The sequence below is a fragment of the Microcoleus sp. N9_B4 genome, assembly GCF_036701635.1.
Taxonomy (GTDB): Bacteria; Cyanobacteriota; Cyanobacteriia; order Cyanobacteriales; family Microcoleaceae; genus Microcoleus.
On the sequence record NZ_JAUBRC010000003.1, the window covers coordinates 22,050 to 43,790 of the forward strand.

A 21,741-nucleotide genomic window follows, 5' to 3' on the forward strand; every position below is an offset into this window, starting at 1 on the left:
ATAACATCAATATTTTGTCGATCGTGAGGTTTAAGTAAAGGAGAGAATGGAGGGTTTGTTGGTGGGTTTGGGCGAGGCGGAGCCTCTGGATATGCGTTACCAGGCAGAGCCGGGGAACGAGGTAAATCCAAGAAACCGGGTTTCTGCGATAATTTTGGCATCCTCACCGAGATTTGGGTGAGAAACCCGGTTTCTGAGGCCCGCGCGCCCCATAATCCAAGAAACCGGGTTTCTGCGATAATTTTCGCATCCTATGGAAAATCTGGCTGGTATAATGACTATTGAATCAAGCCTTTGAAGAGGAGGTTCTATCAGCATCAAACATCCCAGCGACTGGACTGACGAGGAAGTTTATCGGGAAGTTGGGCAAATCACGTCTCAATTTGACATTCTCGAATGTGCTGACTGTGCTAGAGCCGTAATCGGGTGGTTGCGCCAGCAAGGAATTGAGGGAAAGATTTTCAGACTGAGGACACGATATGGTGAAGACTATATTCTCAGCGATCGCCTGGGACAACAGGGAATTGACGACTCCATCACAGTCAATGGTCAACACTTTGCTGTGGAAGTTAGGGAAAAAGTCTTCGATAACCTTTCTTCACAAGGATTATCCCAAGAGGATTGGTTAAAAGACTTTCATTGTCATAGCGATCAATTTGTTATGACAGAATTAGATAATTTATAAAAGTATCTGAACATGAGTAATATTTTTGAACTCCTCGAAAAAATAGAACAGAAGCCAGGACTTTATATTGGTACAGCTTCCGTTACCGCGTTGCGACAATTCCTAGTCGGGTACAAATTTGCTCGCCAGGAAATGGGAATTATGCCAACAGAGGAAGAATTGGATTTTTACCAGGAATTCCAACCCTGGTTACAAATCAACTTTTCCATTCAAACTGCCAATTCCTGGGACACAATTATCCTGTTCAAGTGCGTTGATGGAAAAGCTGCTTTTGCCTATTTCTTCCGACTTTTAGAGAAGTTTCGCAACCGCAGTAACATCCAGGATATTGACCCATTTTTGTTGAATAGCGGTGTAGCAGAAACCGAAAAAAATGCTTGAGTGCGATCGCGATCTTAATTTCTTCAATGTTATTTCATGCTATCATAAAATCACTTGAGAGCAGAAGGGAATGACAATGCCAACCCAAGAAAAACCAGCAATCGAAAAGCAACCACCAACTGAGAAACGCTACTACACGCCAGAGGAATATCTGGCCTTAGAAGAAGTTGCGATCGACAAAAGTGAATACCATGATGGGGATATAGTACCAATGACAGGCGGAACAACCAACCACAACAAACTCGCACTGAATTTTTGTCGCAAATTCCCCTTGACTGTGAATGGTCAAGATTACGAGACATTTATCAATGATGTGCGCCTGTGGATACCCCAAACTCGCCGCTACGTCTATCCCGATGTCATCGTCATTCAAGGAGAACCAGTCTATCAAGGAAGTAACAAAACAATTGTCACAAATCCTCTGCTAATCGTCGAGGTTTTATCCAATTCAACCAAAGACTACGATCGAGGTGGTAAATTTCTCGCCTATCGATCAATCCCGGAATTTCGCGAATACATTTTAATTGACCAATACAGCTATCACATTGAACAATTTGCTAAAAATTCTAATGGGAAATGGGTATTAACAGAATATGATTCAGACGAATCTGTATTAACCCTAGAATCCGTAGAATTTCAAATGCCGCTGAGAGAGATTTACGAACGAATTAATTTTGAAGTTGAAGACGAAGAATTAAACCAGCCAACAAGTGAAATTCAAGAATAAGATGGAGTCTGCGCCAACTTGTTCAAACACCTGGTTTATGTCCCACTTTTTCTCGATCGTGAGCTTTGAGCAAACTCGCCGGATCGGGCCCAGCGGGGATAATGCAGCCGGGATTCAGCGGGAACAAATTGCCGTAATAATCGCGCTTCACAGCCTCCAAATCGCAAGTGCCAGCAACTCCCGGTAACTGGTACAAATCGCGCAGATAAGCTCCCAAATGCTCGTAATCTTGAATGCGGCGCACATTGCATTTGAACAAGCTGTAGTAAACTGCATCAAAACGGAATAGAGTAGTAAAAAGCCGCACGTCTGCTAATGTCACCCGATCGCCACAAAGGTAACGACTCCTCAAGAGCGATCGATCGATCTCGTCTAAAACACCAAACAATTCACTACAAGCCGAATCATAAGCAGCTTGAGATTGCGCGAAACCGCAGCGATAAACGCCGTTATTCACCGATTGGTAAATCTTCTCATTCCAGTCGTCAATTTGCGAGCGCAAATCCAGAGGATAAAGATCCATTTGAGGATTGCTAGCAAACTCGTTAAACTCCGAGTTTAGCATCACAATAATTTCCGAACTCTCGTTATTGACGATCGCCTTTTTCGAGTCATCCCACAGCACCGGCACCGTACACCGCCCCTGATAGCCCGGTAAAGCCAACTGGTAAAGTTCCGGCATCGTGTTGCAGCCAAAAGTCTCCGACTCCAGCACCCACATTCCCCCTTCAGAGGGATAGACAATAGATACGGATATCGCATCTTCCAGCCCTTTGAGCGCCCTCGTCACCAGAGTGCGGTGCGCCCAAGGGCATCCCGTACCCACAAAGAGGCGATACCGTCCCGCAGCGGGCCCGTGAGGGTTGTCTGGTGCAGTGCTGACAAAGTTGCGGAAACTGCTGCTGGGGCGAATGTATGCTCCCGTGCGATCGGGCGGCGCTAGTTTTGACATCATTAATTGCCACATTGATGTCCAGACAAATTTGCCGAGCTTGACTGTTACGGAGGAAGGAAGCGATTTGTTTTTCACAAGGCGATTAAAAGAGGTTTGCTAAACATAATCAGCTTATTTTAACTCACATTGCGAGGTTTATTCCCTTGTTCCCAGGAAGAGCGTGGGAACGCAGATGCTTTGGCTCTGCCTCGATGTTGGTTTTGAGTTATAATAATCTACTAAGTCCTTGGCGCTTAACTTAAATTTATGGATTTCACAGGCACTTTAAATCAGATCGTCGCCCTCAGCGTTCAAGATCGGATTCGTCTTGTACAAGCAATCTTAGAGAGTATAGCGGCAGAACAGGTTCACCCCGATCTGACAGACTTTCAAAAGCAGGAACTCGATCGCCGAATTGATGATACTGAAGCAAATCCTGATAATGTGCTGACCTGGGAAGAAGTTAAAGCTTCAGTCAAAGCACGAAAATAAACTATGAATTATGCGTTAGTATTCCGCCCAGAAGTTCGTGAAGAAGTTGATGAAGCATACACTTGGTATGAAAGTCAGCAACTAGGGCTTGGTGACGAGTTTTTAGACTGTATTGAGGAAATGCTCGATCGAATTTGCCAGATGCCGGAGTCCTATCCAGTTGTCTATCGCGATGTTCGGCGATCGGTGGTGCGTCGCTTTCCCTATGCTGTGTATTATCGCATTGTATCCAGCCGAGTGATAGTGACCGCCATTTTTCATGGTCGCAGAGACTCAACAGCATGGCAAACGCGAACCTAACAAGTTCCCTCGTTACCATGCTCTGCCTCGCTCTGTTCCCTCACCCGAGAACGAGTTTTCTAGGATCTGCCAGAGGCTATTTCAGCATAAGCTCGATCGATCAATCGGCGAGCAACCGTCTGAATTCCCGTATGTTCGTAATAATTAGTAGTCATGTCTAAAAACGCCGCCACATAATCCAATTTGTCATCGGTAATATCAATGTATTGCTTCAGATGGCCTAAAACTACGGCGGGAGTTAAGCCGCGAGACTGTACTAAATTGTTCATCCAACCTTGCGCTGATGCGAAAGTAGTTGTCACAAATCCGAACTTTTGTGAATTATTTGCGCCGGGAATTAGGTTGCTGATATTTTGAAATGTTGAGTTTTGCTGCAAGGTTGAAGGATTCAATCCGCCTAGGGTATTTTGTGCTACTCGAATGAAGTCCGGGCCAAGGGGAATTAAACCGTCAGCACAAACTAAAGCAGCCATCCGCATCAGAGATTCGCCTTTGTAATGAGATAAATAATTACCAAAGCTTCCCACATTGTCAAGGGAAATATTGTTAAGTTTGCAGAAGGCAATTAGCTCGATCGCCACTTTGACGCACAAGTCGATCGTTTGAGTTGTGTCTGCTTTGGGAGTGAGGCGGTTGAGAAAGGAAAGAAAGCCGATGTTTTCGCCGATTTTATTCGCCATAGCCGTTGCACCTAACGCACTGTCGGCGCTGTCTGCTAACTGGTAAAGCCTGACGACGCCTTGATATGGCTCGTTGGGGTTGGCGTAAAGCTCGATCGCGCGATCGCGAATTTTCTCAACTAATTTGCGCTTTGTTTCCCCAGTCACCGCTTGAATAGTATTATCAAAACCCGTGAGATTGTTCCACTCCCCCGGAACCACAAAATCGAGAGATTTGAGCATCATCACAGTGACGCCACCAGACGGCAAATTGTCAACCAATTCCACAATAGATTTGCTCACGACAAACTCCTGAATAGCCAGATTTAAAGTGTTCTTCCAAATACTCCAACTTCGGCCAATCCGATTCCAGATTCCCGATGAATTCCCCACAACTAAGTAGGTAAGCACAAATAAATATTATACCACCCGATCCACTTTTGCCCTACTCTGATCTTTTCTCTGTTCTCTAACTCTGCGTTCTCTGCGCCCTCTGCGGTTCATTAAAAAAAGTCTTTTCCACAAAAGATTTGCATTTCACTCGCCAGCACCAAGTTAAGTTTCATTATATCGAGCGACTCAAAATCCTCGCACTGTGTTAAAATAGGTGGCGCAAAATAGAAAAACCTAAAAGATGACTGTTGCAGTTAACAAAACTCCGGGATTAGCCTCGCGTTTAGTAAATGGCGTCCTTTCCATCAAGCCTTTGGCTAATCTAGCCAAGCACCAAGCGCGGGAAATGATGATAAAAAGAGGAGAAAAAATCGGAGTGCATTGGCGACAAGAATCCCAAGCACTTTTAGCTCGAAATTGGGATGCAGAATTGCTCAGCGTTCAAAATCCCGATCTGGTTTACCCGAAATATTATCTAACTTCATTTCACGCTTATGAAAAAGGTAATATGAGTTGGGAAGCTGCAACAGAAGTTGAAGTTGCCGCCCGCACAGTTCACGCCACAATTTGGCCGGAAGCGGGTGCAGAAGGCGATCCTAAACTCCGTGCTAGCTATCACGAAATTATCAAATCTCAAATTGGTTCTTCACCGCAAGATATTGTTGATTTGGGATGCAGTGTGGGAATGAGTACGTTTGCTCTTGGGGAGGTTTACCCGGAAGCGAAGATGACTGGGGTGGAGTTGTCGCCTTATTTTTTAGCAGTTGCTAAATACCGTTCCCAACAGCGAGAATCCCAATCTTTAAATCAAAAATCTCCGACTTGGGTTCACGCTGCTGCTGAATCTACTGGTTTGCCTGCGGCTGCTTTTGATTTAGTTTCTATTTGTTTAGTTTGTCACGAATTGCCGCAGAAAGCTACTAGAGAAATATTCCGGGAAGCGAGACGTTTGCTGCGTGTTGGCGGACATTTGACAATTATGGATATGAATCCTCAGTCGGAAGTTTATGCCAAAATGCCTCCTTATATTTTGACTTTGCTCAAGAGTACGGAGCCTTATTTGGATCAGTATTTTGGGTTGGATATTGAGCAAGCTTTGGTAGATTCCGGTTTTGCACAGCCGACAATCACTTGCAATACAGTCCGACACCGGACTATTGTTGCGGAAGCAGTAAATAGTCAAGTTTGATGTTAAGAAAATGTGTGCGGTATAATAAAACTTTTAAGTCTATTATACCGCAACTGCGGTAGAATTAATAGTTGTGCTGCGGCGCGCGGCTTGGTTGCAAGTGCGGCGCTTAACAATTAAAATAGAGCAAAAGAGCTGCGATAGTGCATACCAAAGTACTTGTCTGCCCAACCAACACATGGAAAGATTGCTATGACAGTACGAGATATTCTGATAAGAGATGAGACGGCGGATGATACTCGCCACATCACTGAAGTGACTGTTGCAGCCTTCGAGTCTCTGGAAATCAGCAATCACACCGAGCATTTCATCGTAGAGGCCCTTCGTGACGCAGGGGTGTTGACCTTATCGTTAGTCGCAGAAATCGATGGCCGTGTTGTTGGTCATGTTGCCTTTTCTCCTATAACCATTTCCAATGGCACCAATGATTGGTATGGTCTCGGCCCTATTTCTGTGCTGCCTATATATCAGCGCAAAGGTATTGGTAAAGCTCTGATTCAGGAAGGACTATCGCGACTGAAGCAGAGAGGAGCTAAAGGTTGCTGTTTAGTCGGGCATCCAGAGTACTATAAGAAATTTGGATTTGAGAATGTAGCCGGGCTTGCTCTTACTGGCGTGCCTGATGAAGTATTTTTTGCTCTTTCGTTTGATGGCCATTATCCACAGGGTAACGTGGCGTTCCATGAGGGATTCCACGCAACTGGCTAAAGCATGTGTTCAATTCAAACAAATCTAACGTCACCAACCGCAGCACAACAAGGCGCTGCACCCGACCGCCGGAAGCCGGAGCGAGGCACGAGCTCCGGCTTCCGGCGGCGGGTGAGCTTGGTCGTTAGGTGGCTTAAGGATAACTAGGGAATAAGCTGTTACGCATTTAAACCATTAACGATCCAGGTAAGGTGCGTCAGCTAGAACACTGACTATACATGGGAAACGCTTATTGACGCTCCGCACCCTACTATCCTCTTTTAAATGCCGAACAGCTTAACTAACCCCGATTTAGTATGAGATACAATAAAAGCGAAGCCTAAAAGGTTATAGGTATGACTCCGGTATCCGACAAACAAGCGACTATTATCCGTACAGAGCGAGGACTGACGATTTCAACCACTCGATTGACTCTATACGATGTCATAGATTTTCTGAAAGCTGAATATTCACCAAAATTGATTCGTAATAAGTTTAACCTGACAGACGATCAACTTAACGCTGCTCTGTCTTATATTGAAGCAAACCGCGATCAAATCGAAACTGAGTATCAACAGGTATTACAAACAAGAGCAGAAATTCGCTCCTATTGGGAAGATCGCAACCGCGAACGGTTCGATCGCATTGCAATGATGCCGCACAAGCCCGGACAAGAAGCTCTATGGGCAAAACTTGAGGAGCAAAAAGCGAGACGTGCCGCACAGAAATGATGACTTTCTTAGTTGACTATAATCTTGACGGCTATGCTCTTCTTTTTCTCGGAATTTTGACAAAACTCGGCTGGTTTGAACTCATAAAATCTTGAGCAAAATGCGGTGAGACCACTTGCCGGAGGAGGTAAGATGTGCAGACCGCAATTTAAACTTTGGTTAGCAATCTCAGATTAACATATCGCGCTATGCTACCGTAGATACTTTTTCGTACTCTTCACTGTGTTTTTGCACTGCATCCCAGATATCAACTTTTTGCTGAAGATTCAGCCAAAGTTGAGGGCCATTTCCTAACGCTTTTCCAATGCGAATTGCCATATCTACTGTAATTGGTCTTTGACCTAAAACAATTTCGTTGACACTACGGCGGGATACACCAAGTATCTCAGCAAACCTGGTTTGAGTCATTTCAATATCTTCAAGCACATCTGAAATGACCTCGCCCGGATGTACTGGTCTGACTTTCCTCCCTTGAATAATGTTTTGTATGTCTTTCATGCAACTCTCCTTTCGGTTTAAGTTAAATTTTTAGATTTTGTTTTATGGGCTAGTGATAATCTTCGATATCTATATCGTATGCGTTGTTATCCTCAAATGTAAAAGTTATACGCCAGTTACCTGATACCTTTATTGACCAAGTTCCCTGTCTATCACCTTTAAGCTCGTGTAAATCATAGCCTGGTATTCTAATATCATCTATAATTATTGCTGTATCTATTACTTCAAGTCTTGCTCTTGTCCTTTTTTCAAATTCTTTAGGAATACCTTTTGCATTACCTTCCCTCAATAATCTTTCTAATGCTTTATTTTTAAAACTTTGTATCATTTGAAATAATCCTTCAATCAAGGCTGAATATCCAGTTCATAGCACTTATATATAAATAAAAAGTTTTTGTAAGCTTTGAGATTACTTTACTAATGTAACCTATGAGGTTACAGATGTCAAGCCTTAAAGGATTGCAAAATCAAAAATCGCTCCCATCTACTAACAGGGCTGGATCTGGGAGAACGAAAAAGTGATCGTAGCGGCTGAGCTAAGCGGATGGTGTTGGCGGTCAATGACGCTCCAAAACTGGATTCGATCGCAACTGCGGTACAATTAAGCGTTAGACAGCAGTCTGAGCTAGAACATTTTAATAAAATCCTAAAAGAAGGACATCATCATGAACTCGACAGCCCCCTCTGAAAACGTCATCAATTGTTTGCACGTTATTTTGGATGCCACTGCATCGAAAAATTACGAGCTTTTTACCACAGTGGGCGATGCAGGCTACAAAGCGAGCATTACACAACAAATGTTTGACGATGTTAGCGAGCTGCTGGCTTCACGCCTGCAAAAGGGATATTCAATTACTTATTTTGGTGAGATAAAACAAGGTAATTTTCCGATTTATTTGTGGAAGCTGAGTTTTGAAGATGGTGGAGATGAATTTGTGGCACACATGACGATGAATGAAGACAAAGTTGCTGGGATTTTCATCGAATAATATATCTTGCTTGACACGGCGTTTTACTGCAATGAATCTAACGCCGATCGCCCACAACCGTTAATCGGAATCGATCGGGCGGCACAAAGGTGATTCCCCGGCGCGCCGGACGAATTGGCCGATCGAGATTCGATACAAACTCACGGGAAGACAGCACCGTGGCTAAAACGAGCTTCATTTCAAACATCGATAACGCCATCCCGATGCAGCTTCGACTCCCGCCTCCAAACGGTAAAAATTCAGAGGCGGAAAACTTGCGATCTAAAAAGCGATCGGGATTGAACCCGGCCGGATTTTCGTAGGTTTCAGGGCGACGGTGCGCCAAATAGACACAGGGGATTAAAATCGTTCCCGGTTGATATGTATAGCCTTCGAGTTCGATCGTCCGTTTCACCTTGCGCGGCTGCGAAATTAAGGCAATTGGATAAACCCGCAGCGCTTCCTTGCAGACTGCTGTTAAGTAGGGCGACTGCGAAAGTGCGATCGGATCGGGATTCTCGCCCAATTCATCCAATTCCTTCCGCAACCTAGCAAGGCATTCGGGAAACTGATGCAGCCAGTAAAACGCCCAAGTCAACGCCGATCCAGTCGTTTCATGTCCCAATAACAACAGCGTCATCAACTGATCGCGCAATTCTCGATCGCCGATCGATTCGCCGGTGTCGTCGCGGGCCATCATCAACACCGACAGAATATCCGTGCGAGACGAATCGAGAGAATGCGATCGCCTCTCGGCAATTTCCGCATAAATCAGCGAGTCAATCTCCGCCATCTGCTGCAAAAACTGCCCCCACGGGCTCCAAGAACCCAAATTTTGCTGCAACGGTTCAAAGAAAAATTGTATCGAGTACAGCTCAGAGGTAATCGCCTCTAAAAGCTTGCTGAGCAATTGTTTCAGGCGTTCGTAGCGCTCTCCTGGCACTAATCCAAACACGACTTGCAAGATTACTTGCAGTGAAATTTCTGACATTTCTTCGCGGACTGCGATCGCATCTGGGGCTTTCCAGTCGATCGTCTGCTTTTTCGTCAAATCAACAATCAAATGCCCTTGACTTTGCAACTGTTCCCGATGCAGCGCGGGCATTAATAGCTGTCGCTGTCGCAGATGTCGCGGGCCTTCATTCATAATTAGGGATTCATTTCCCACCAGCGGGCGAAATACGTTGGTCACTTTGCCAAACTCAAAGGCATCGGCTAACGTCGTAAACACCGCCTGAATGGCTTCTGGACGGCCCAGAAACACCACGGGGGGCGAAGCGGGCCCCAACACGCGGGCGGTAAATGTATCGCCGTATTTGGCAGAGTAGCGATCAAAAAATGCGATCGGGTCAGCTACCAGCGAAAGCGTTTGGAACAAAGCAGGAGAACGAGATCCGGTAGGCAGCGTCATTGAAAAACTGGCGATACACAATGTTTCTAGTGTATATCGATCGACCTTGCACCCTGAAATTTATCTGCGATCGATTGCGAAGGCAAGTAGCAAAAATAGTAATGCTATCGGGATCGATCGCAGATTGTACGGCTAGCTTCCCAACCTAACATAACTGTTTTACGCTCTACTCCCCAGCCATAGCCACCGAGTTCTCCAGATTCTCGAATGACTCGGTGACACGGAATTAAATAGCCGATAGGATTGTTACCGATCGCATTTCCGACGGCTCTAGCCGCAGTTGGACGAGCTACCAGTTGAGCTATAGTCTGATAGGTGGCGATCGCACCAAAGGGCAATTGCAAAAGTGCTCGCCAAACTTGAATCTGAAAGTTAGTGCCTTTTACCAAGAGCGTTAGTGGTTTTTGCTCGCTGAGAGTTTCTGAATTGAAAATCAGGTCACGCAATGATTGAGTGGCTTGCTCATCGCGGATAATTTCAGCTTTTTTCCATGCCAATCGCAGTCTTTGTTCAGCGGTTTGTTCGTCTGTTGTCTCCAAGAAATAAAGATTACAAATACCACGGGCAGTTGTCGCTATTAGAGATGTGCCAAACGGGGTATCATGAATACCATAGCGAATTTGCAAACCTGCTCCGCCTGCTTTGAACTCCCCCGGTGACATTGCTTCCAAGGTGACAAATAAATCGTGTAATCGTCCTGGACTCGATAGTCTCACGTCTAATGTTAGGTCGAGAAGGCTTTTAGTCTGAGTGATTTTTGACTTGGCATATTCAACAGTCAGATATTGCAAAAACCGCTTGGGGCTAATGCCGGCCCAGTGAGTGAATAGCCGTTGAAAATGATATTCACTCAGTCCTATGTGTTGGGCCACAGTTGCCAGATTGGGCTGGTTTAGGTGGTGTTGTCGCATAAAGGCGATCGCCCGAGCAATCCGGTGATAATCTTCGCTAGCATAGACACTCGCATTCTGCATCGAAATCATCTAGTCTAAGTCAAGGGAATTTGGGTGTTTCCTCACTTTAGCCATAGAGTAGGCTCAAAGCCACCCGTTTCTTGCGGTGAATCCAGTTAGTCGATTTTAGATTTTAGATTGAAGAGATTGAAGAGATTGAAGAGATTGAAGAAAGCGACCTCACCGATCAAACCGGGGGCTTGGGATGAGGATGAGCGAGCTTTTTTCTCGATCCGCAGATGAATCGGGGGGCTTGTAACCAAATTGCTTGATTGTCAGTCAATTAACCGAACTTTCGCTCTCACCCACCGCGCAACTGCGTCACCAAGTGAACTAATTCGGGTAAAATTAGCTTTTCAACAGCTAGTTTCACACCATTGCTAGAGCCAGGAAGAGAAAAGACTAACTTGCCTTGATACACGCCTGCAACTGCGCGAGAGGCGATCGCCCTCGAACCAATTTCTTGATAGCTCAAAAACCGAAATATCTCACCAAATCCTGGTAAAATCCTGTCTAGCAAACTCTCCATCACATCATAGGTCGTATCTCGGGGAGCGATGCCCGTGCCGCCGTTAAAAATGATTGCATCCACATCTTCACGCTGGGAAAACGCCTGCATTTGCAATACAATTTTGGCCGCATCATCTTTAACAACAGTGTAAGCTACCACAGAGTGACCCGCATCTTTTAGCAGCCTCTTAGTTAACAAGCCGCTATTATCTGTTTCAGCAGATCGCGTGTCGCTAACAGTAATGATAGCGCAATTTACGGTTATCTTAGATAAGTCGGGGTGAGGAATTTGCGTCATATAACAGATGTTGAAGGAAAAAGGAAGAAGCAAGAAGGAAGAGGAAATCAGGAAAAGGGAAGAGGGAAGAAGTCATTAGTTAGTTGTGATTTGTTCGTTGTTAGTTATTCATTCTCAAATAACTAATAACCAATAACCAATGCCCCATACCCCATGCCCCATGCCCTATTCCCCATCAATTATGCCTTGCTAAATCCTAAGCCGTTTGCTTCCGAGTAGCGTTCCATGAAACGCATAAATCGCTCCCATTCTTCGGGACTTTTCATTAGATAAAGAGCTTCCAAACCCGCAGGCTGACCGTTGATGAACTTAGCCTTAACCTCGCGAGTGAGGATTTCGCCTTCGTCGTCGATCATGTACATTCCAGTAATGTCTTCGGTACTGGTGCTGCTGAGAGCTTTGGGATTTTCAAAGATAAACGTGGCAGTGCCTTGAGCTCCGCTTTTAGAACGGGTTAGGCGCACTTCGGGCACAGCATCTTCGTCTATACCCCGAGAGAATTGAATTTTAGCCATAATCTGACAGTCGAACCTTAATAAGGATTGCTTACTTAATTTCTTAATGTTTAATCATAAAACGATTCGGGTACTCGCAAATCAAGACTTGGGAGAGTGGGAGTGGGTGAGAGTGAGTGAGAGTGAGTGAGAGTGAGGCAATCGGAGACAAGGGCGAGGGAATATGGGTTGGTTCTTCTGAGATATTGCACCATCCTCAATAATCCTTTCAGGGCGGGCTCTCCTGCTCAACCCCTACTCCCCACAAGAAAATCTACTCTTTGTGGAACAGGCATCTTGCCTGTTCTTAAGAATGGTGCAAGATGTGAGTTCTTTGTACCCCAAGTTATCCTCTCTCTTGTCTCCCAATTCCCTTAGACGATGTAGGGAGAGTTAATGGGCTCGGCCCGCTTTGTGGCTACCAGAGTTTGGTAGATGAGGGCGGATATCTCGCCACGGGTGATGTCGTGGGCGGGGGAAAGCTTTTCGCGCGCGGGATAGTTGACCACGATTTTGCGCTCTGTGGCGGTTGCTATCTCGTCGGTGGCAAAACTGGGAATCTGAGCTCGATCGACATAAACGCTCAAAGAATTGGGGTTGCCGCCGCCCAACTGCAAGCCGTTTACCAAAGATACGATCGCCTGAACTTTAGTCAAATTCTGCTGTGGGCGAAACGTGCTGTCTGGATATCCAGCCAAAAAGCCAGCTCGATTAGCTTGGTCGATCGCTCCCTGGGCCCAAAAATCCGCCGCCACATCCTTAAAAACCGTCGCCTCACGGCGCGGCACCAATTCAAACGCCTTTGCCAACATAGCCGCATACTGAGCTCTAGTTACAATCTCATAAGCTTGAAAAGTGCCGTTGGGAAACCCGCTAACAATATTCATCTTTGCCAAGCGATCGATAAAATCCTTAGCCCAATGCGTGCTGATATCGCTAAACTTTAGCCCGACAGGAGTCGGAGTTGGCGTCACATTGCTCAACTCAAATAAACCTTTCACCCGCGAAGAATTGAGCTGATTTCCCACCGCAGAAATCTTAACCCCAGTCACGTTTTGCAAGTCGAATTCGCCGTTATTCTGAAAAATATTGCCGCCCAAATCTTGAGCCGTACCAATATCTGGCACCGACTTCCCCACCGCAGTCAAACCGTCTTCCGTATTTTTTTCAATGCGATTCTTGCGTAAAACCGGCTTAGATTCCCCCGCTACAGCTATACCGGAGCGATTTTCCAAAATTTGGTTATCAACAATCAAAGGAGCCGACTGAGCTTGCAGAGAGATGCCGAAACCCGTCTTTTGAAAAATATTGCGCCGTATTACTCCCTTAGCAGTTCCCGCCGTAGTTACGCCAGCGGCTGAGTTTTCCACAAATATGTTGTCTAGAATCGCAGGATTAGCGGTTCCCGTGGCAAAAACGCCTTCGCGCTTGCAAAGTGTGAAAGTGCAGTTAGCCACAATCGGAGAAGTTGACTCAATCCAGACTCCCGTGCCGCGACTATCGAGATTCGTGACAGTTACTCCGCGCAATTCCGAATTAGTTGCTAGCAGTATAGTGATATTTTGACCCGCAGCGGGGGGACTTACAAATTTGCCACTGCCTTGAATCAGAATGCCTCTACCTTTGTTAGTTTCATTGCCAATAACTTTTACTCCCGATGGAATTTCCAAGGGAAATTTTTCGCCACTCGCAGTGCTGTAAGTTCCCGGTGATAACTGAATCGTAGTTCCCGATGCAGCGCGACTGACGATCGCGCGGGCTATAGTTTTGAATGGGGCTGATTGGCTTCCCGCTGCGGAATCACTGCCTGTTTGCGGGTTGACGTAAAGTGTTGTCATGTTTTTGCCCAAGAGATAATTGGCGATCGAGCTTTTGTGGAATTTTCATTGTCTACCAAGCAGACCCCAGATATATATTCACCTTTTAGGAGATTATTTAATTGCACGATATCCGCAACATTACTCATCAGCAGTGGCAACTGCAGCGGGATTGTCCCTACAAAAGACTATATTTCTCGTTCCCAGCAACAGGAGAACCAGCCTTATTTAAGAAGTCCGGGATCTAGGGATGCTATTTTTTCCCGATGTTGCCAAAACCACTAAAATTGCGATCGCCTCCACCGGAAAATCGAACGTCTTGCTGTCATGTACGATCGATCGAAATTCCCTGGCCAAAAACCTTAACCGCTTCAGCCAAATCAGTTTCACCCATTAAAATGCAGCGTCTTAGTAAATCGATATTCAGCGTTTCCAATCCTGACAGTTGACTCTGAATTACTTGCTCGTAGCCATCTTCCCGGAGATGATACAGCCGCAGCGTGCCATCTTCCCAAAACCAGATTTCAGGCACGCCCAAAGCTCGATATTTTGGCAACTTGCTCAGTCCACCGCTAGTATAAACCACCTCGATCGACAAATCGGGAATCAACTTAGGTTCTCCCAAACAAAACGATTTGTCTGCTTGAGTTGAAGCTTCTCCCGTCTTCTCCTGCGTCATTGAACCAGAAGGGTAAAACTTAATACCTTGTTGCAGCAGAAAAGTGGTCACCAAGTAACCAATGATTTCAGAAAAATTTTCGTGTTGGAATCCCGGCATCAGAATCTCGATCGCCCCTGCAAAAAAAGACAACTTTATGCCAGGGGAATCTTCCGAAACCTTCTGGATTAACTTGAATTGCTCCCAAGTGCCGTTGAGCACCACTCGCCCATCGAGAGTTTCCCGATCGAGAACTTGTGTCATTGACCCGCACCATTATCTCTTATTGGCATTATAACGCATTGTGCGATCGATCCTACAGAATATCTATGCAGCAATTGTAGCTTCAGAATCCGAATAGTTCTTTCTACTTCCCAGGCTCTTCCTAAGAACACATATCCCAAGGCTCTGCCTCGCCTTAATTCCAGTCTATTTCACAATACAAGACGCATCCAAAACCACTACAATTTCATTCTGAAAAACAGCACAACTTGTCATTGCTGAAGCTAAGGCGGGAATTTTCCCTTGTTCTAGAGAAAGGCTCGCCTCCGGTGTAGAATCAAATTGATTTAGCCAGCCATCATCCTTTATATACTCAAGAGTGAAAGCATTGCGATCGAGCATCCAAAAATCAACTCCATATTGATTTATAAAATTTTGCAACACAGTTCGATTTGAAGTGTATTGAGCGCGAATTAAATCGTTAATTCGCTGCTGATATTTGCTGTAGTAGCCTTTCTGATACGGCACTGCATATTCCTTCGCCACCAGAACCGAACGCTGACTAAAGGTTGGCAGATGGTCAGTCTCTCCCGCGATTGAAGCAATCAAGATATCTTTAGGTTGTTGCTCAAAAAATTTGTATAAATCTGGCATTTTACCTTCTACATACCCGACTGTGGGAAATTTTTCGACCAAGCAGGGATAAAGGACAACGGCGATAGCGATTGTCGCTGTCGTAATTAGTGCTACTAGATTTTTTACATCAAATGTTGTTGAGTTTTTCAATGCCCAATGACAGACTCCATCGATAATTAAAGTTAGGGAAATCGCAGTTATCAACACAACAATAAATCGCAAGCTATAGGCTGTATAGCGACCTGGTTGATATAGCTTGAAAATGGTAGCGTGAGCTGCAAAAAACATCGCCGATGATGCTAAAAATAGCTGAAGCAAAAGCCAGATTTGGCGTTGAATCTGATTTGCTAAGGGAAAAGCCGATCGCAAAAACAGCAGTAGCGGAAATAACAGCGCGACACAGTGAGTTACAGGCGTAAACAGCGACTTGGGAAACATCCCGCTACCCCGCCCTGTCAACCAATAATCTTTGGGATTTGGGCGAAAAAAAGCATTTCTGCCGTCTGGTGCAAATTCGGCCATTTGCTTCGCTTCTGCTGCGGTATAAGTTGGGCCAAATCCAGAGTTATCTAAGGCATAGGGCAGCATTACTAAAAAGATTACTCCCAAACCTGTAGTGCAAAATAGGTAATTAGTTCGATCGCCCGACAAGCACAAACCGCCGTTTTTCCAGCATAGCAGGCGCAAAACTAAAATTCCGGCAGCAACCAAGGCGTAAGGAGGATAGAATAGTCCGATCAGGGCGATCGCCCCTAAACAAGGCAGCAACGAACTGCGCGATAAATAATATAAAAAAGCAAGGAATATCGGATATATAAAAGCTCTTGGCGTTGTGGAAGCCAAATCATCAGTCATCCACATATGCTGATTTAACAGCAAAGATGCAATAAATCCAGTCATCGGCACTGGCAGCATTTCTAGGCAAAGGCCAAAACAGTAATAAGTGGAGATTAAGCCGAGAAATAGCGGCAATATTTTGTGAAATAATAGCGGGTGAATGCCAACTGTTGCTGCTAATTTGTAGAGCGTGCTGTATCCTGCGGGGGCGACTGATTGAAAGTAATTAGCAATGAAATCGTTGGGGAATAATTCAGGATCGACAAATCGCATCATCCAGAAAACGTGCTGCCTCGCATCGTCTTGCACCATATACTCGGCGCTGAAGGCTTGCTTGAGTCCTAAAATAGCATAAAGAACGGCAAATGTCAGGCTGAGAGTCAACCAAAATATTGTGTGCGAGCGCGATGTGCGATCGACTGTAGCAGTCAGAAATTTGTGCAACCGAGCTATTAATACCATGTGAGATGTGAGATTTGAGATTTGAGATTTGAGAATGACTGATTTTCAAAAGTACGATTATATCATGCCCGGTCAATTACCCCTAATAAAAAGAGTTTGTCGTGAGGATTTTAATCCTCACGACAAACCGCTTTACTTTCAACTTCGCCCGATTTTAGATCATTTTCCAGCCCGCACGCCCGGAATTTTAAGGCGAATTCGATAAAGACTTGTACTTCCCGTAATATAAAGCGTTTTGCGATCGCTTTCTCCCCATGCCAAATTAGTCGCCGTCTCAGGCACAGAAATCTTCCCCAAAAGCTTACCATCCGGCGAGAAAATCCACACTCCCCCCGGCCCGGTGCTGTAAACATTCCCCTCTACATCAACTTTTAAACCGTCGGGTACTCCGCTTTGACTGGCATCTTTTAACTCCGCAAAAAGCCGCTGGTTGGTAACAGTTCCGTCTGGTTTTACATCGAAAACGGCAATGTATCCCGCTTCCGAATTGTTGACATAAAGTTTTTGCTCATCTGGTGAAAAGGCGATGCCATTGGGCAGCACCAAATCCTTAACCAGCAGAGTTAATTTTCCGTCGGATGCCAGCCTATAAACACCGTAAAAACCCAATTCTTCCTGCTCTTTACTAACACCGTATGACGGATCGGTAAAATAAATGCTGCCGTCGGATTTAACCACCAAATCGTTCGGACTGTTGAGCCGCTTGCCCTCGTATCTATCCGCCAATGTGATAACTTTGCCGTCCTTTTCTGTGCGGGATACGCGGCGATTTTCGTGTTCGCCAGTAAGTAGGCGATTTTCTTTGTCTAAAGTATTCCCGTTGGCTTTTCCCGAAGGGCGGCGAAATACCTCAACTTGCTGATTTGAGCCAAATTTATAGATAATATTGGCGGGAATATCGCTGAACAGCAAAAAGCCGTCTGGATGCCAAATCGGGCCTTCTATAAATTGGAAATCGCCAGCTAGTTTTTCTAATTTGGCGCTGTCATCGAGAATACTTTGCATGGTGTTTTTTTTGTCCGGGTTTTCCGTTTGGGCGGTCAATTTTGTTAAGTTACCCCTAACTTTTTGGCTAGGGCTGCTGACTGCTAAAGTTAATACCATCAACAACAAACTAATTGTAGCAATTTTGATTGTCATGTTTGCTCATAAATGAATTACTTCCTTCCCACCATAAGATTACCTATCTCCTTCTTTACTTCTTCTTTTCTTCTTTCTTTTCTACAAAAGCGCTATCGCGCCCCTTCGCTAACAAATCTAAAGCGGTTCGTAAACTCACTATTTTGGTCAGCAAAAAAGATAATTGAGAGCGGTATTAAATTCAATAGTACCGTATGGAACAAAAAAAATAAGCTCGAAAATGCGAGCTTAATTATATTTAACTTAAAAGGTTTTACCTGTCAACTTTCAAGCTGGAAATGAAACAAATAGCGCCGCGATACCAAGAACGATCGCACCGATACCCATCACAAAAGACCAGAAGCGGTGATAACTCTTAACCGTCGTACCGCTATCGCTTTCAAGCTGAATCAAATCCATCCAAGGTGCAACACCCCGGCGGAACCAACCCAATGCGCTAACATCCATTCCAATCAAACTTTCAACCCGTTTCATGCCAAACATAAAATTACCAATTGGCCCAAAACGAGAAGCATAGCGCAGATAAATCATTCCCGTTCTGTCTTGCAATTTCAAATCTGAACCAAACGCATAACCCGCATCGCCGCGACCAATTAATTCGCCTTGTAGTTGCGTCGGTTGACCCCGTAAAGGACTTGCATAAGGGTCAGACATTAAGGTTAAAACATCCAAATGTTCTGCTTGTTGGTAATTCGGGAACATCACCAGAGTCTTGAGCAAAATTCCCGTACCCAAACCGATTAAAGGACAAGCAACCATCATCATCGGGTTTACAGCATACAGGGAAATGCCGATCGCAAAACCCACAGCTAAGCCCAGAGTTTCTGCACTGTACAGTAGCACATCGAACACAAAATTGCCGTACAATCTCCGCTTGCTCAAATCGTTGCCTTCGCCGACAATCCGGCCCATGTCAAACTCAACATCCAAGCCTAATTGTTCGGCATAAGTGCTCAAAGCGCGAACTCGTTTACCAGTCAGCGGGTGAGTCGAGTTCAACTCCATCCACCAACCCCACGGATTAAACATATCCCACAAAAACACTCGCCCAATCTTTTCTGGTTCCGAAGAAATCCGGTAAGCAGTCCCAGTAGATGTGGCAGCTTTGGCATCGTAAATGCCTAAAGCGCGAGTTCCTTCTAACAAAATGCTGGGTTCTGTTGCCCTTTGTCCTTCTTCCAAAATACCGTAAGCAATTTTTACCAAAGCGCGAGACAAAGCATTGGGATTGCCAGTAGTTTCGGCAGCAAAATGGTCTGCAAAATATTCTCGCGTCCGCGACAAATACAGCAATAAATAAGTGCCAGCGATGTAAAATAAATAAGCAACAGCAGCTACCGTACCCGCCGCATCTTTAGCTTTTTCGCCACCACTTCGACCCATTCTTTGAGTTGTAGTGTAAATTAAATAAGTAATCTGCACCAAAGTCGAAGCTAAAGTCATTACTGCAAAGTCCCAGTGGACGATGTGACCTAGTTCGTGGGCGTAAACAGTGGCAATTTCTTCGTCGTCTAAATAGGTGAAAAGACCTTGACTGACGACTAAGCGAGCGCTGTTGGGAAAGGAACCGTAAGTAAAAGCAGTAGGGTTTTGGTCGTCGATAATTCCTAAACGCACAGAAGAGAGTTTTTTCTGCTTGCAAACCTTCTGAATAACTTTCGCTGTTTCGGGACTTAGGCTTTCAATTTCTGCTAGGGAAACCCAGCGAGTATGATATAGCCAATTTTGGCTTAAGTCCATTAAGTAAGGCGATAGGAAAAAGGCAGCGATGTTAAAAATCAGAGTTATGGGAAGTGCGATCGCCAATCCGGTAACTGGATCGGGACTGCTGAGAATCAAAACTGAGGCTAAAGATAGCGCTAACACCATACCAAACAGCAGGCTGAGGGTGACGCCGGAAGCTAAAACGAGATTTCCGCCAGTTTTCTGTATCAGTTTAACGCCTGCTTTGGCTGCTCGCCCTGCCTTGCGTAAAGGGGCATGAGATGACATAATAATCTCCAAAGGTTATTGACAAATGGAAATGACCGTGGGATTTTATCTATACTTCACTGTTTTAACCTGTTAATGCGGATTGCTGTCAGGGGTCTCAACAAAAATATAGAATTTCCTCTAGAATTGTTAAGACTGAAAACCGCCCCGAAATTTATTTGTGCGGATTCAATGCAAAATTGAAAATCCAAAACCCAACAATCAAAACTATTTAAAAGTTACTGCCATGTCTATTATTGAAATTGCCCAAAAAACGCGCGTATCTGCTAGAAAATTGGCAGTTTTGTCCGCTGATGCCAAAAATCAAGCTATTGAAGCTATTGCGAAAGCTTTAGAAGCTGCTGCGCCGGATATTGTGGCGGCGAATGCTGCTGACTGCAAGGCGGCTGAGGCTGATGGAATTGCGAAACCGCTGTACGATCGCCTAAAGTTGGATGAGAGCAAGTTGAAAAGTGCGATCGCGGGCGTGCGCGACGTTGCGAAACTCCCTGAGCCGATCGGTGTCGTGCAAATCCACCGTGAATTGGATACAGGATTAATTCTGAAGCGTGTCACCTGTCCTTTGGGCGTTTTAGGAATTATTTTTGAAGCGCGCCCAGAAGCTTTAATTCAGATAGTATCCTTGGCAATCAAATCGGGAAATGGCGTCATTCTCAAAGGCGGCAAAGAAGCTGTTCGTTCCTGCGAAATCTTGACAAAAGTAATTCATCAAGCATTAGCAGAAACAGCGGTTAATCCAGAAGTCGTGCAATTGCTTACCACGCGGGAAGAAACAATCGAACTGCTCAAAATGGATGAATATGTAGATTTGATTATTCCCAGAGGTTCTAATTCCTTCGTGCGGTTCGTGCAGGAAAACACGCGGATTCCCGTGTTGGGACACGCCGACGGAATTTGTCATTTGTACGCAGACAAAGGGGCGGATATTCAGAAAGCAGTTGAGATTTCTGTCGATGCAAAAACTCAGTATCCCGCCGCCTGCAATGCTATTGAAACTTTGTTAGTTCATAGTGCGATCGCCCCCGTTTTCTTGCCCGCCGTTGCCGAAGCTTTGCAGCAGAAAAAAGTCGAACTGCGGGGAGACGAAAAAACTCGCGCCATCCTCGAAAATATTGCCGAAGCAAATGAAACAGATTGGTCTACAGAATACAGCGATTTAATTTTGTCAATCAAAATAGTAGATTCTGTGGAAGAGGCAATTAGCCATATCAATACTTACGGTTCCAGACATACAGATGTCATTGTTACCGAAGACAGCGAAGCCGCCGAAACATTTTTAAATGGAGTAGATGCGGCCGGAGTTTATCACAATTGTTCGACTCGATTTGCCGACGGTTTCCGCTACGGTTTCGGTGCAGAAGTGGGGATTAGCACGCAGCAAATGCCGCCTCGCGGGCCTGTTGGTTTAGAGGGGTTGATTACCTATAAGTATCGAGTTGTTGGAGATGGTCATGTTGCTGCGAGTTATGTAGGGAAGGATGCGAAGGAGTTTACTCATCGGGATTTGTAAATCTTCGATAGCCGATCAAACCAGACACTAAAAAAGCCTGTAGATACTGAATCTTAAGCAAAGTGTCTCTTCTTCTTCATCCATCCCAAAAAAAAGCGATCGCCCTCGCATTCAAACAAACTTAGCTACAATAAGCTATACTGTGCTCGGCGACTCC

23 protein-coding genes are annotated in these 21,741 nt (G+C 45.1%); 10 read left to right on the plus strand and 13 right to left on the minus strand.

The features are described 5' to 3' along the window. Window positions 1-316: 316 nt before the first annotated feature. The 3 genes from QUA43_RS02445 to QUA43_RS02455 all read left to right on the plus strand — a co-directional run bounded on the left by QUA43_RS02445 (window position 317) and on the right by QUA43_RS02455 (window position 1,793). The gene (locus QUA43_RS02445) at window positions 317-685 is read left to right on the plus strand and encodes a papain fold toxin domain-containing protein (RefSeq protein WP_333371029.1); all 369 of its coding nucleotides are present in this window, start codon (window positions 317-319) and stop codon (window positions 683-685) included. A gap of 12 nt (window positions 686-697) precedes the next feature. After that, the gene (locus QUA43_RS02450) at window positions 698-1,066 is read left to right on the plus strand and encodes a hypothetical protein (RefSeq protein ID WP_333370727.1); all 369 of its coding nucleotides are present in this window, start codon (window positions 698-700) and stop codon (window positions 1,064-1,066) included. 76 nt (window positions 1,067-1,142) lie between these two features. Then, window positions 1,143-1,793 (plus strand): Uma2 family endonuclease, encoded by a 651-nt coding sequence (locus tag QUA43_RS02455; RefSeq protein WP_333370729.1) that lies wholly within the window; start codon window positions 1,143-1,145, stop codon window positions 1,791-1,793. A 22-nt stretch (window positions 1,794-1,815) separates the two neighbouring features. On the opposite strand, the gene QUA43_RS02460 is transcribed toward QUA43_RS02455, so the two are convergent. Beyond that, on the minus strand, window positions 1,816-2,760 hold the full coding sequence (locus QUA43_RS02460; protein WP_333371031.1) for a glutathione S-transferase C-terminal domain-containing protein: 945 nt from the start codon (window positions 2,758-2,760) through the stop codon (window positions 1,816-1,818). A gap of 234 nt (window positions 2,761-2,994) precedes the next feature. On the opposite strand from QUA43_RS02460, the gene QUA43_RS02465 reads away from it, so the two are divergent. Both QUA43_RS02465 and QUA43_RS02470 read left to right on the plus strand, forming a co-directional pair. Further along, window positions 2,995-3,219 carry an addiction module protein gene (locus tag QUA43_RS02465; RefSeq protein ID WP_333160520.1) on the plus strand — a complete coding sequence of 75 codons (225 nt, stop codon included), beginning with the start codon at window positions 2,995-2,997 and terminating at the stop codon, window positions 3,217-3,219. Between the two features lie 3 nt (window positions 3,220-3,222). After that, window positions 3,223-3,519: a type II toxin-antitoxin system RelE/ParE family toxin gene (locus tag QUA43_RS02470; protein ID WP_333179299.1), complete on the plus strand. Its 297-nt coding sequence runs from the start codon at window positions 3,223-3,225 to the stop codon at window positions 3,517-3,519. Between the two features lie 59 nt (window positions 3,520-3,578). On the opposite strand, the gene QUA43_RS02475 is transcribed toward QUA43_RS02470, so the two are convergent. After that, complete coding sequence (locus QUA43_RS02475) at window positions 3,579-4,481, minus strand: hypothetical protein (protein WP_333370731.1); 903 nt, start codon at window positions 4,479-4,481, stop codon at window positions 3,579-3,581. Between the two features lie 331 nt (window positions 4,482-4,812). On the opposite strand from QUA43_RS02475, the gene QUA43_RS02480 reads away from it, so the two are divergent. The 3 genes from QUA43_RS02480 (at window position 4,813) to QUA43_RS02490 (ending at window position 7,178) form a co-directional block, all read left to right on the plus strand. Continuing rightward, window positions 4,813-5,760: a class I SAM-dependent methyltransferase gene (locus QUA43_RS02480; RefSeq protein WP_333370733.1), complete on the plus strand. Its 948-nt coding sequence runs from the start codon at window positions 4,813-4,815 to the stop codon at window positions 5,758-5,760. Between the two features lie 192 nt (window positions 5,761-5,952). Further along, window positions 5,953-6,468 (plus strand): N-acetyltransferase, encoded by a 516-nt coding sequence (locus QUA43_RS02485; protein ID WP_333370735.1) that lies wholly within the window; start codon window positions 5,953-5,955, stop codon window positions 6,466-6,468. A 335-nt stretch (window positions 6,469-6,803) separates the two neighbouring features. Further along, window positions 6,804-7,178 carry a DUF433 domain-containing protein gene (locus QUA43_RS02490; RefSeq protein ID WP_333370737.1) on the plus strand — a complete coding sequence of 125 codons (375 nt, stop codon included), beginning with the start codon at window positions 6,804-6,806 and terminating at the stop codon, window positions 7,176-7,178. A 186-nt stretch (window positions 7,179-7,364) separates the two neighbouring features. On the opposite strand, the gene QUA43_RS02495 is transcribed toward QUA43_RS02490, so the two are convergent. Continuing rightward, window positions 7,365-7,676, minus strand: coding sequence for a HigA family addiction module antitoxin (locus tag QUA43_RS02495; protein ID WP_333026536.1), 312 nt, complete (start codon window positions 7,674-7,676; stop codon window positions 7,365-7,367). A gap of 49 nt (window positions 7,677-7,725) precedes the next feature. Beyond that, window positions 7,726-8,025: a type II toxin-antitoxin system RelE/ParE family toxin gene (locus QUA43_RS02500; protein WP_333370739.1), complete on the minus strand. Its 300-nt coding sequence runs from the start codon at window positions 8,023-8,025 to the stop codon at window positions 7,726-7,728. Window positions 8,026-8,341: 316 nt separating this feature from the next. On the opposite strand from QUA43_RS02500, the gene QUA43_RS02505 reads away from it, so the two are divergent. Beyond that, entirely contained in the window at window positions 8,342-8,665 is a 324-nt protein-coding gene (locus QUA43_RS02505) for a hypothetical protein (RefSeq protein WP_333370741.1), read from the plus strand. A gap of 37 nt (window positions 8,666-8,702) precedes the next feature. Here the strand turns inward: QUA43_RS02505 and QUA43_RS02510 are convergent, their stop codons facing one another. The 9 genes from QUA43_RS02510 to QUA43_RS02550 form a co-directional block, all read right to left on the minus strand. Next, complete coding sequence (locus QUA43_RS02510; RefSeq protein ID WP_333370743.1) at window positions 8,703-10,055, minus strand: cytochrome P450; 1,353 nt, start codon at window positions 10,053-10,055, stop codon at window positions 8,703-8,705. A 104-nt stretch (window positions 10,056-10,159) separates the two neighbouring features. After that, a complete protein-coding gene (locus QUA43_RS02515; RefSeq protein ID WP_333370745.1) occupies window positions 10,160-11,029 on the minus strand; it encodes a methylated-DNA--[protein]-cysteine S-methyltransferase in 870 nt (289 codons plus the stop codon). Between the two features lie 280 nt (window positions 11,030-11,309). Further along, window positions 11,310-11,816, minus strand: coding sequence for a MogA/MoaB family molybdenum cofactor biosynthesis protein (locus QUA43_RS02520; protein WP_333302386.1), 507 nt, complete (start codon window positions 11,814-11,816; stop codon window positions 11,310-11,312). A 179-nt stretch (window positions 11,817-11,995) separates the two neighbouring features. Then, entirely contained in the window at window positions 11,996-12,331 is a 336-nt protein-coding gene (gene psb28, locus QUA43_RS02525) for a photosystem II reaction center protein Psb28 (protein ID WP_333370747.1), read from the minus strand. A gap of 353 nt (window positions 12,332-12,684) precedes the next feature. Then, a complete protein-coding gene (locus QUA43_RS02530) occupies window positions 12,685-14,148 on the minus strand; it encodes a DUF1565 domain-containing protein (protein ID WP_333370749.1) in 1,464 nt (487 codons plus the stop codon). A 304-nt stretch (window positions 14,149-14,452) separates the two neighbouring features. Continuing rightward, complete coding sequence (locus QUA43_RS02535) at window positions 14,453-15,049, minus strand: Uma2 family endonuclease (RefSeq protein WP_333370751.1); 597 nt, start codon at window positions 15,047-15,049, stop codon at window positions 14,453-14,455. A 165-nt stretch (window positions 15,050-15,214) separates the two neighbouring features. Next, window positions 15,215-16,942 carry a hypothetical protein gene (locus tag QUA43_RS02540; RefSeq protein WP_333370753.1) on the minus strand — a complete coding sequence of 576 codons (1,728 nt, stop codon included), beginning with the start codon at window positions 16,940-16,942 and terminating at the stop codon, window positions 15,215-15,217. A 159-nt stretch (window positions 16,943-17,101) separates the two neighbouring features. Next, window positions 17,102-18,082 (minus strand): SMP-30/gluconolactonase/LRE family protein, encoded by a 981-nt coding sequence (locus QUA43_RS02545; protein WP_333370755.1) that lies wholly within the window; start codon window positions 18,080-18,082, stop codon window positions 17,102-17,104. A gap of 267 nt (window positions 18,083-18,349) precedes the next feature. Further along, window positions 18,350-20,074 carry a zinc metalloprotease HtpX gene (locus QUA43_RS02550; RefSeq protein WP_333370757.1) on the minus strand — a complete coding sequence of 575 codons (1,725 nt, stop codon included), beginning with the start codon at window positions 20,072-20,074 and terminating at the stop codon, window positions 18,350-18,352. Between the two features lie 226 nt (window positions 20,075-20,300). On the opposite strand from QUA43_RS02550, the gene QUA43_RS02555 reads away from it, so the two are divergent. Beyond that, window positions 20,301-21,584 carry a glutamate-5-semialdehyde dehydrogenase gene (locus QUA43_RS02555; RefSeq protein ID WP_333370759.1) on the plus strand — a complete coding sequence of 428 codons (1,284 nt, stop codon included), beginning with the start codon at window positions 20,301-20,303 and terminating at the stop codon, window positions 21,582-21,584. The last annotated feature ends 157 nt before the right edge of the window (window positions 21,585-21,741 follow it).

Excerpts from the sequence above, each read along its gene's own strand:
- QUA43_RS02450 (WP_333370727.1), top strand. The coding sequence starts at position 698 with ATGAGTAATATTTTTGAACTCCTCGAAAAAATAGAACAGAAGCCAGGA.
- QUA43_RS02455 (WP_333370729.1), top strand. The coding sequence starts at position 1,143 with ATGCCAACCCAAGAAAAACCAGCAATCGAAAAGCAACCACCAACTGAG.
- QUA43_RS02460 (WP_333371031.1), bottom strand. The coding sequence starts at position 2,760 with ATGTGGCAATTAATGATGTCAAAACTAGCGCCGCCCGATCGCACGGGA.
- QUA43_RS02465 (WP_333160520.1), top strand. The coding sequence starts at position 2,995 with ATGGATTTCACAGGCACTTTAAATCAGATCGTCGCCCTCAGCGTTCAA.
- QUA43_RS02470 (WP_333179299.1), top strand. The coding sequence starts at position 3,223 with ATGAATTATGCGTTAGTATTCCGCCCAGAAGTTCGTGAAGAAGTTGAT.
- QUA43_RS02480 (WP_333370733.1), top strand. The coding sequence starts at position 4,813 with ATGACTGTTGCAGTTAACAAAACTCCGGGATTAGCCTCGCGTTTAGTA.
- QUA43_RS02485 (WP_333370735.1), top strand. The coding sequence starts at position 5,953 with ATGACAGTACGAGATATTCTGATAAGAGATGAGACGGCGGATGATACT.
- QUA43_RS02490 (WP_333370737.1), top strand. The coding sequence starts at position 6,804 with ATGACTCCGGTATCCGACAAACAAGCGACTATTATCCGTACAGAGCGA.
- QUA43_RS02495 (WP_333026536.1), bottom strand. The coding sequence starts at position 7,676 with ATGAAAGACATACAAAACATTATTCAAGGGAGGAAAGTCAGACCAGTA.
- QUA43_RS02505 (WP_333370741.1), top strand. The coding sequence starts at position 8,342 with ATGAACTCGACAGCCCCCTCTGAAAACGTCATCAATTGTTTGCACGTT.
- QUA43_RS02510 (WP_333370743.1), bottom strand. The coding sequence starts at position 10,055 with ATGACGCTGCCTACCGGATCTCGTTCTCCTGCTTTGTTCCAAACGCTT.
- QUA43_RS02515 (WP_333370745.1), bottom strand. The coding sequence starts at position 11,029 with ATGCAGAATGCGAGTGTCTATGCTAGCGAAGATTATCACCGGATTGCT.
- QUA43_RS02520 (WP_333302386.1), bottom strand. The coding sequence starts at position 11,816 with ATGACGCAAATTCCTCACCCCGACTTATCTAAGATAACCGTAAATTGC.
- psb28 (WP_333370747.1), bottom strand. The coding sequence starts at position 12,331 with ATGGCTAAAATTCAATTCTCTCGGGGTATAGACGAAGATGCTGTGCCC.
- QUA43_RS02530 (WP_333370749.1), bottom strand. The coding sequence starts at position 14,148 with ATGACAACACTTTACGTCAACCCGCAAACAGGCAGTGATTCCGCAGCG.
- QUA43_RS02535 (WP_333370751.1), bottom strand. The coding sequence starts at position 15,049 with ATGACACAAGTTCTCGATCGGGAAACTCTCGATGGGCGAGTGGTGCTC.
- QUA43_RS02540 (WP_333370753.1), bottom strand. The coding sequence starts at position 16,942 with ATGGTATTAATAGCTCGGTTGCACAAATTTCTGACTGCTACAGTCGAT.
- QUA43_RS02545 (WP_333370755.1), bottom strand. The coding sequence starts at position 18,082 with ATGACAATCAAAATTGCTACAATTAGTTTGTTGTTGATGGTATTAACT.
- QUA43_RS02550 (WP_333370757.1), bottom strand. The coding sequence starts at position 20,074 with ATGTCATCTCATGCCCCTTTACGCAAGGCAGGGCGAGCAGCCAAAGCA.
- QUA43_RS02555 (WP_333370759.1), top strand. The coding sequence starts at position 20,301 with ATGTCTATTATTGAAATTGCCCAAAAAACGCGCGTATCTGCTAGAAAA.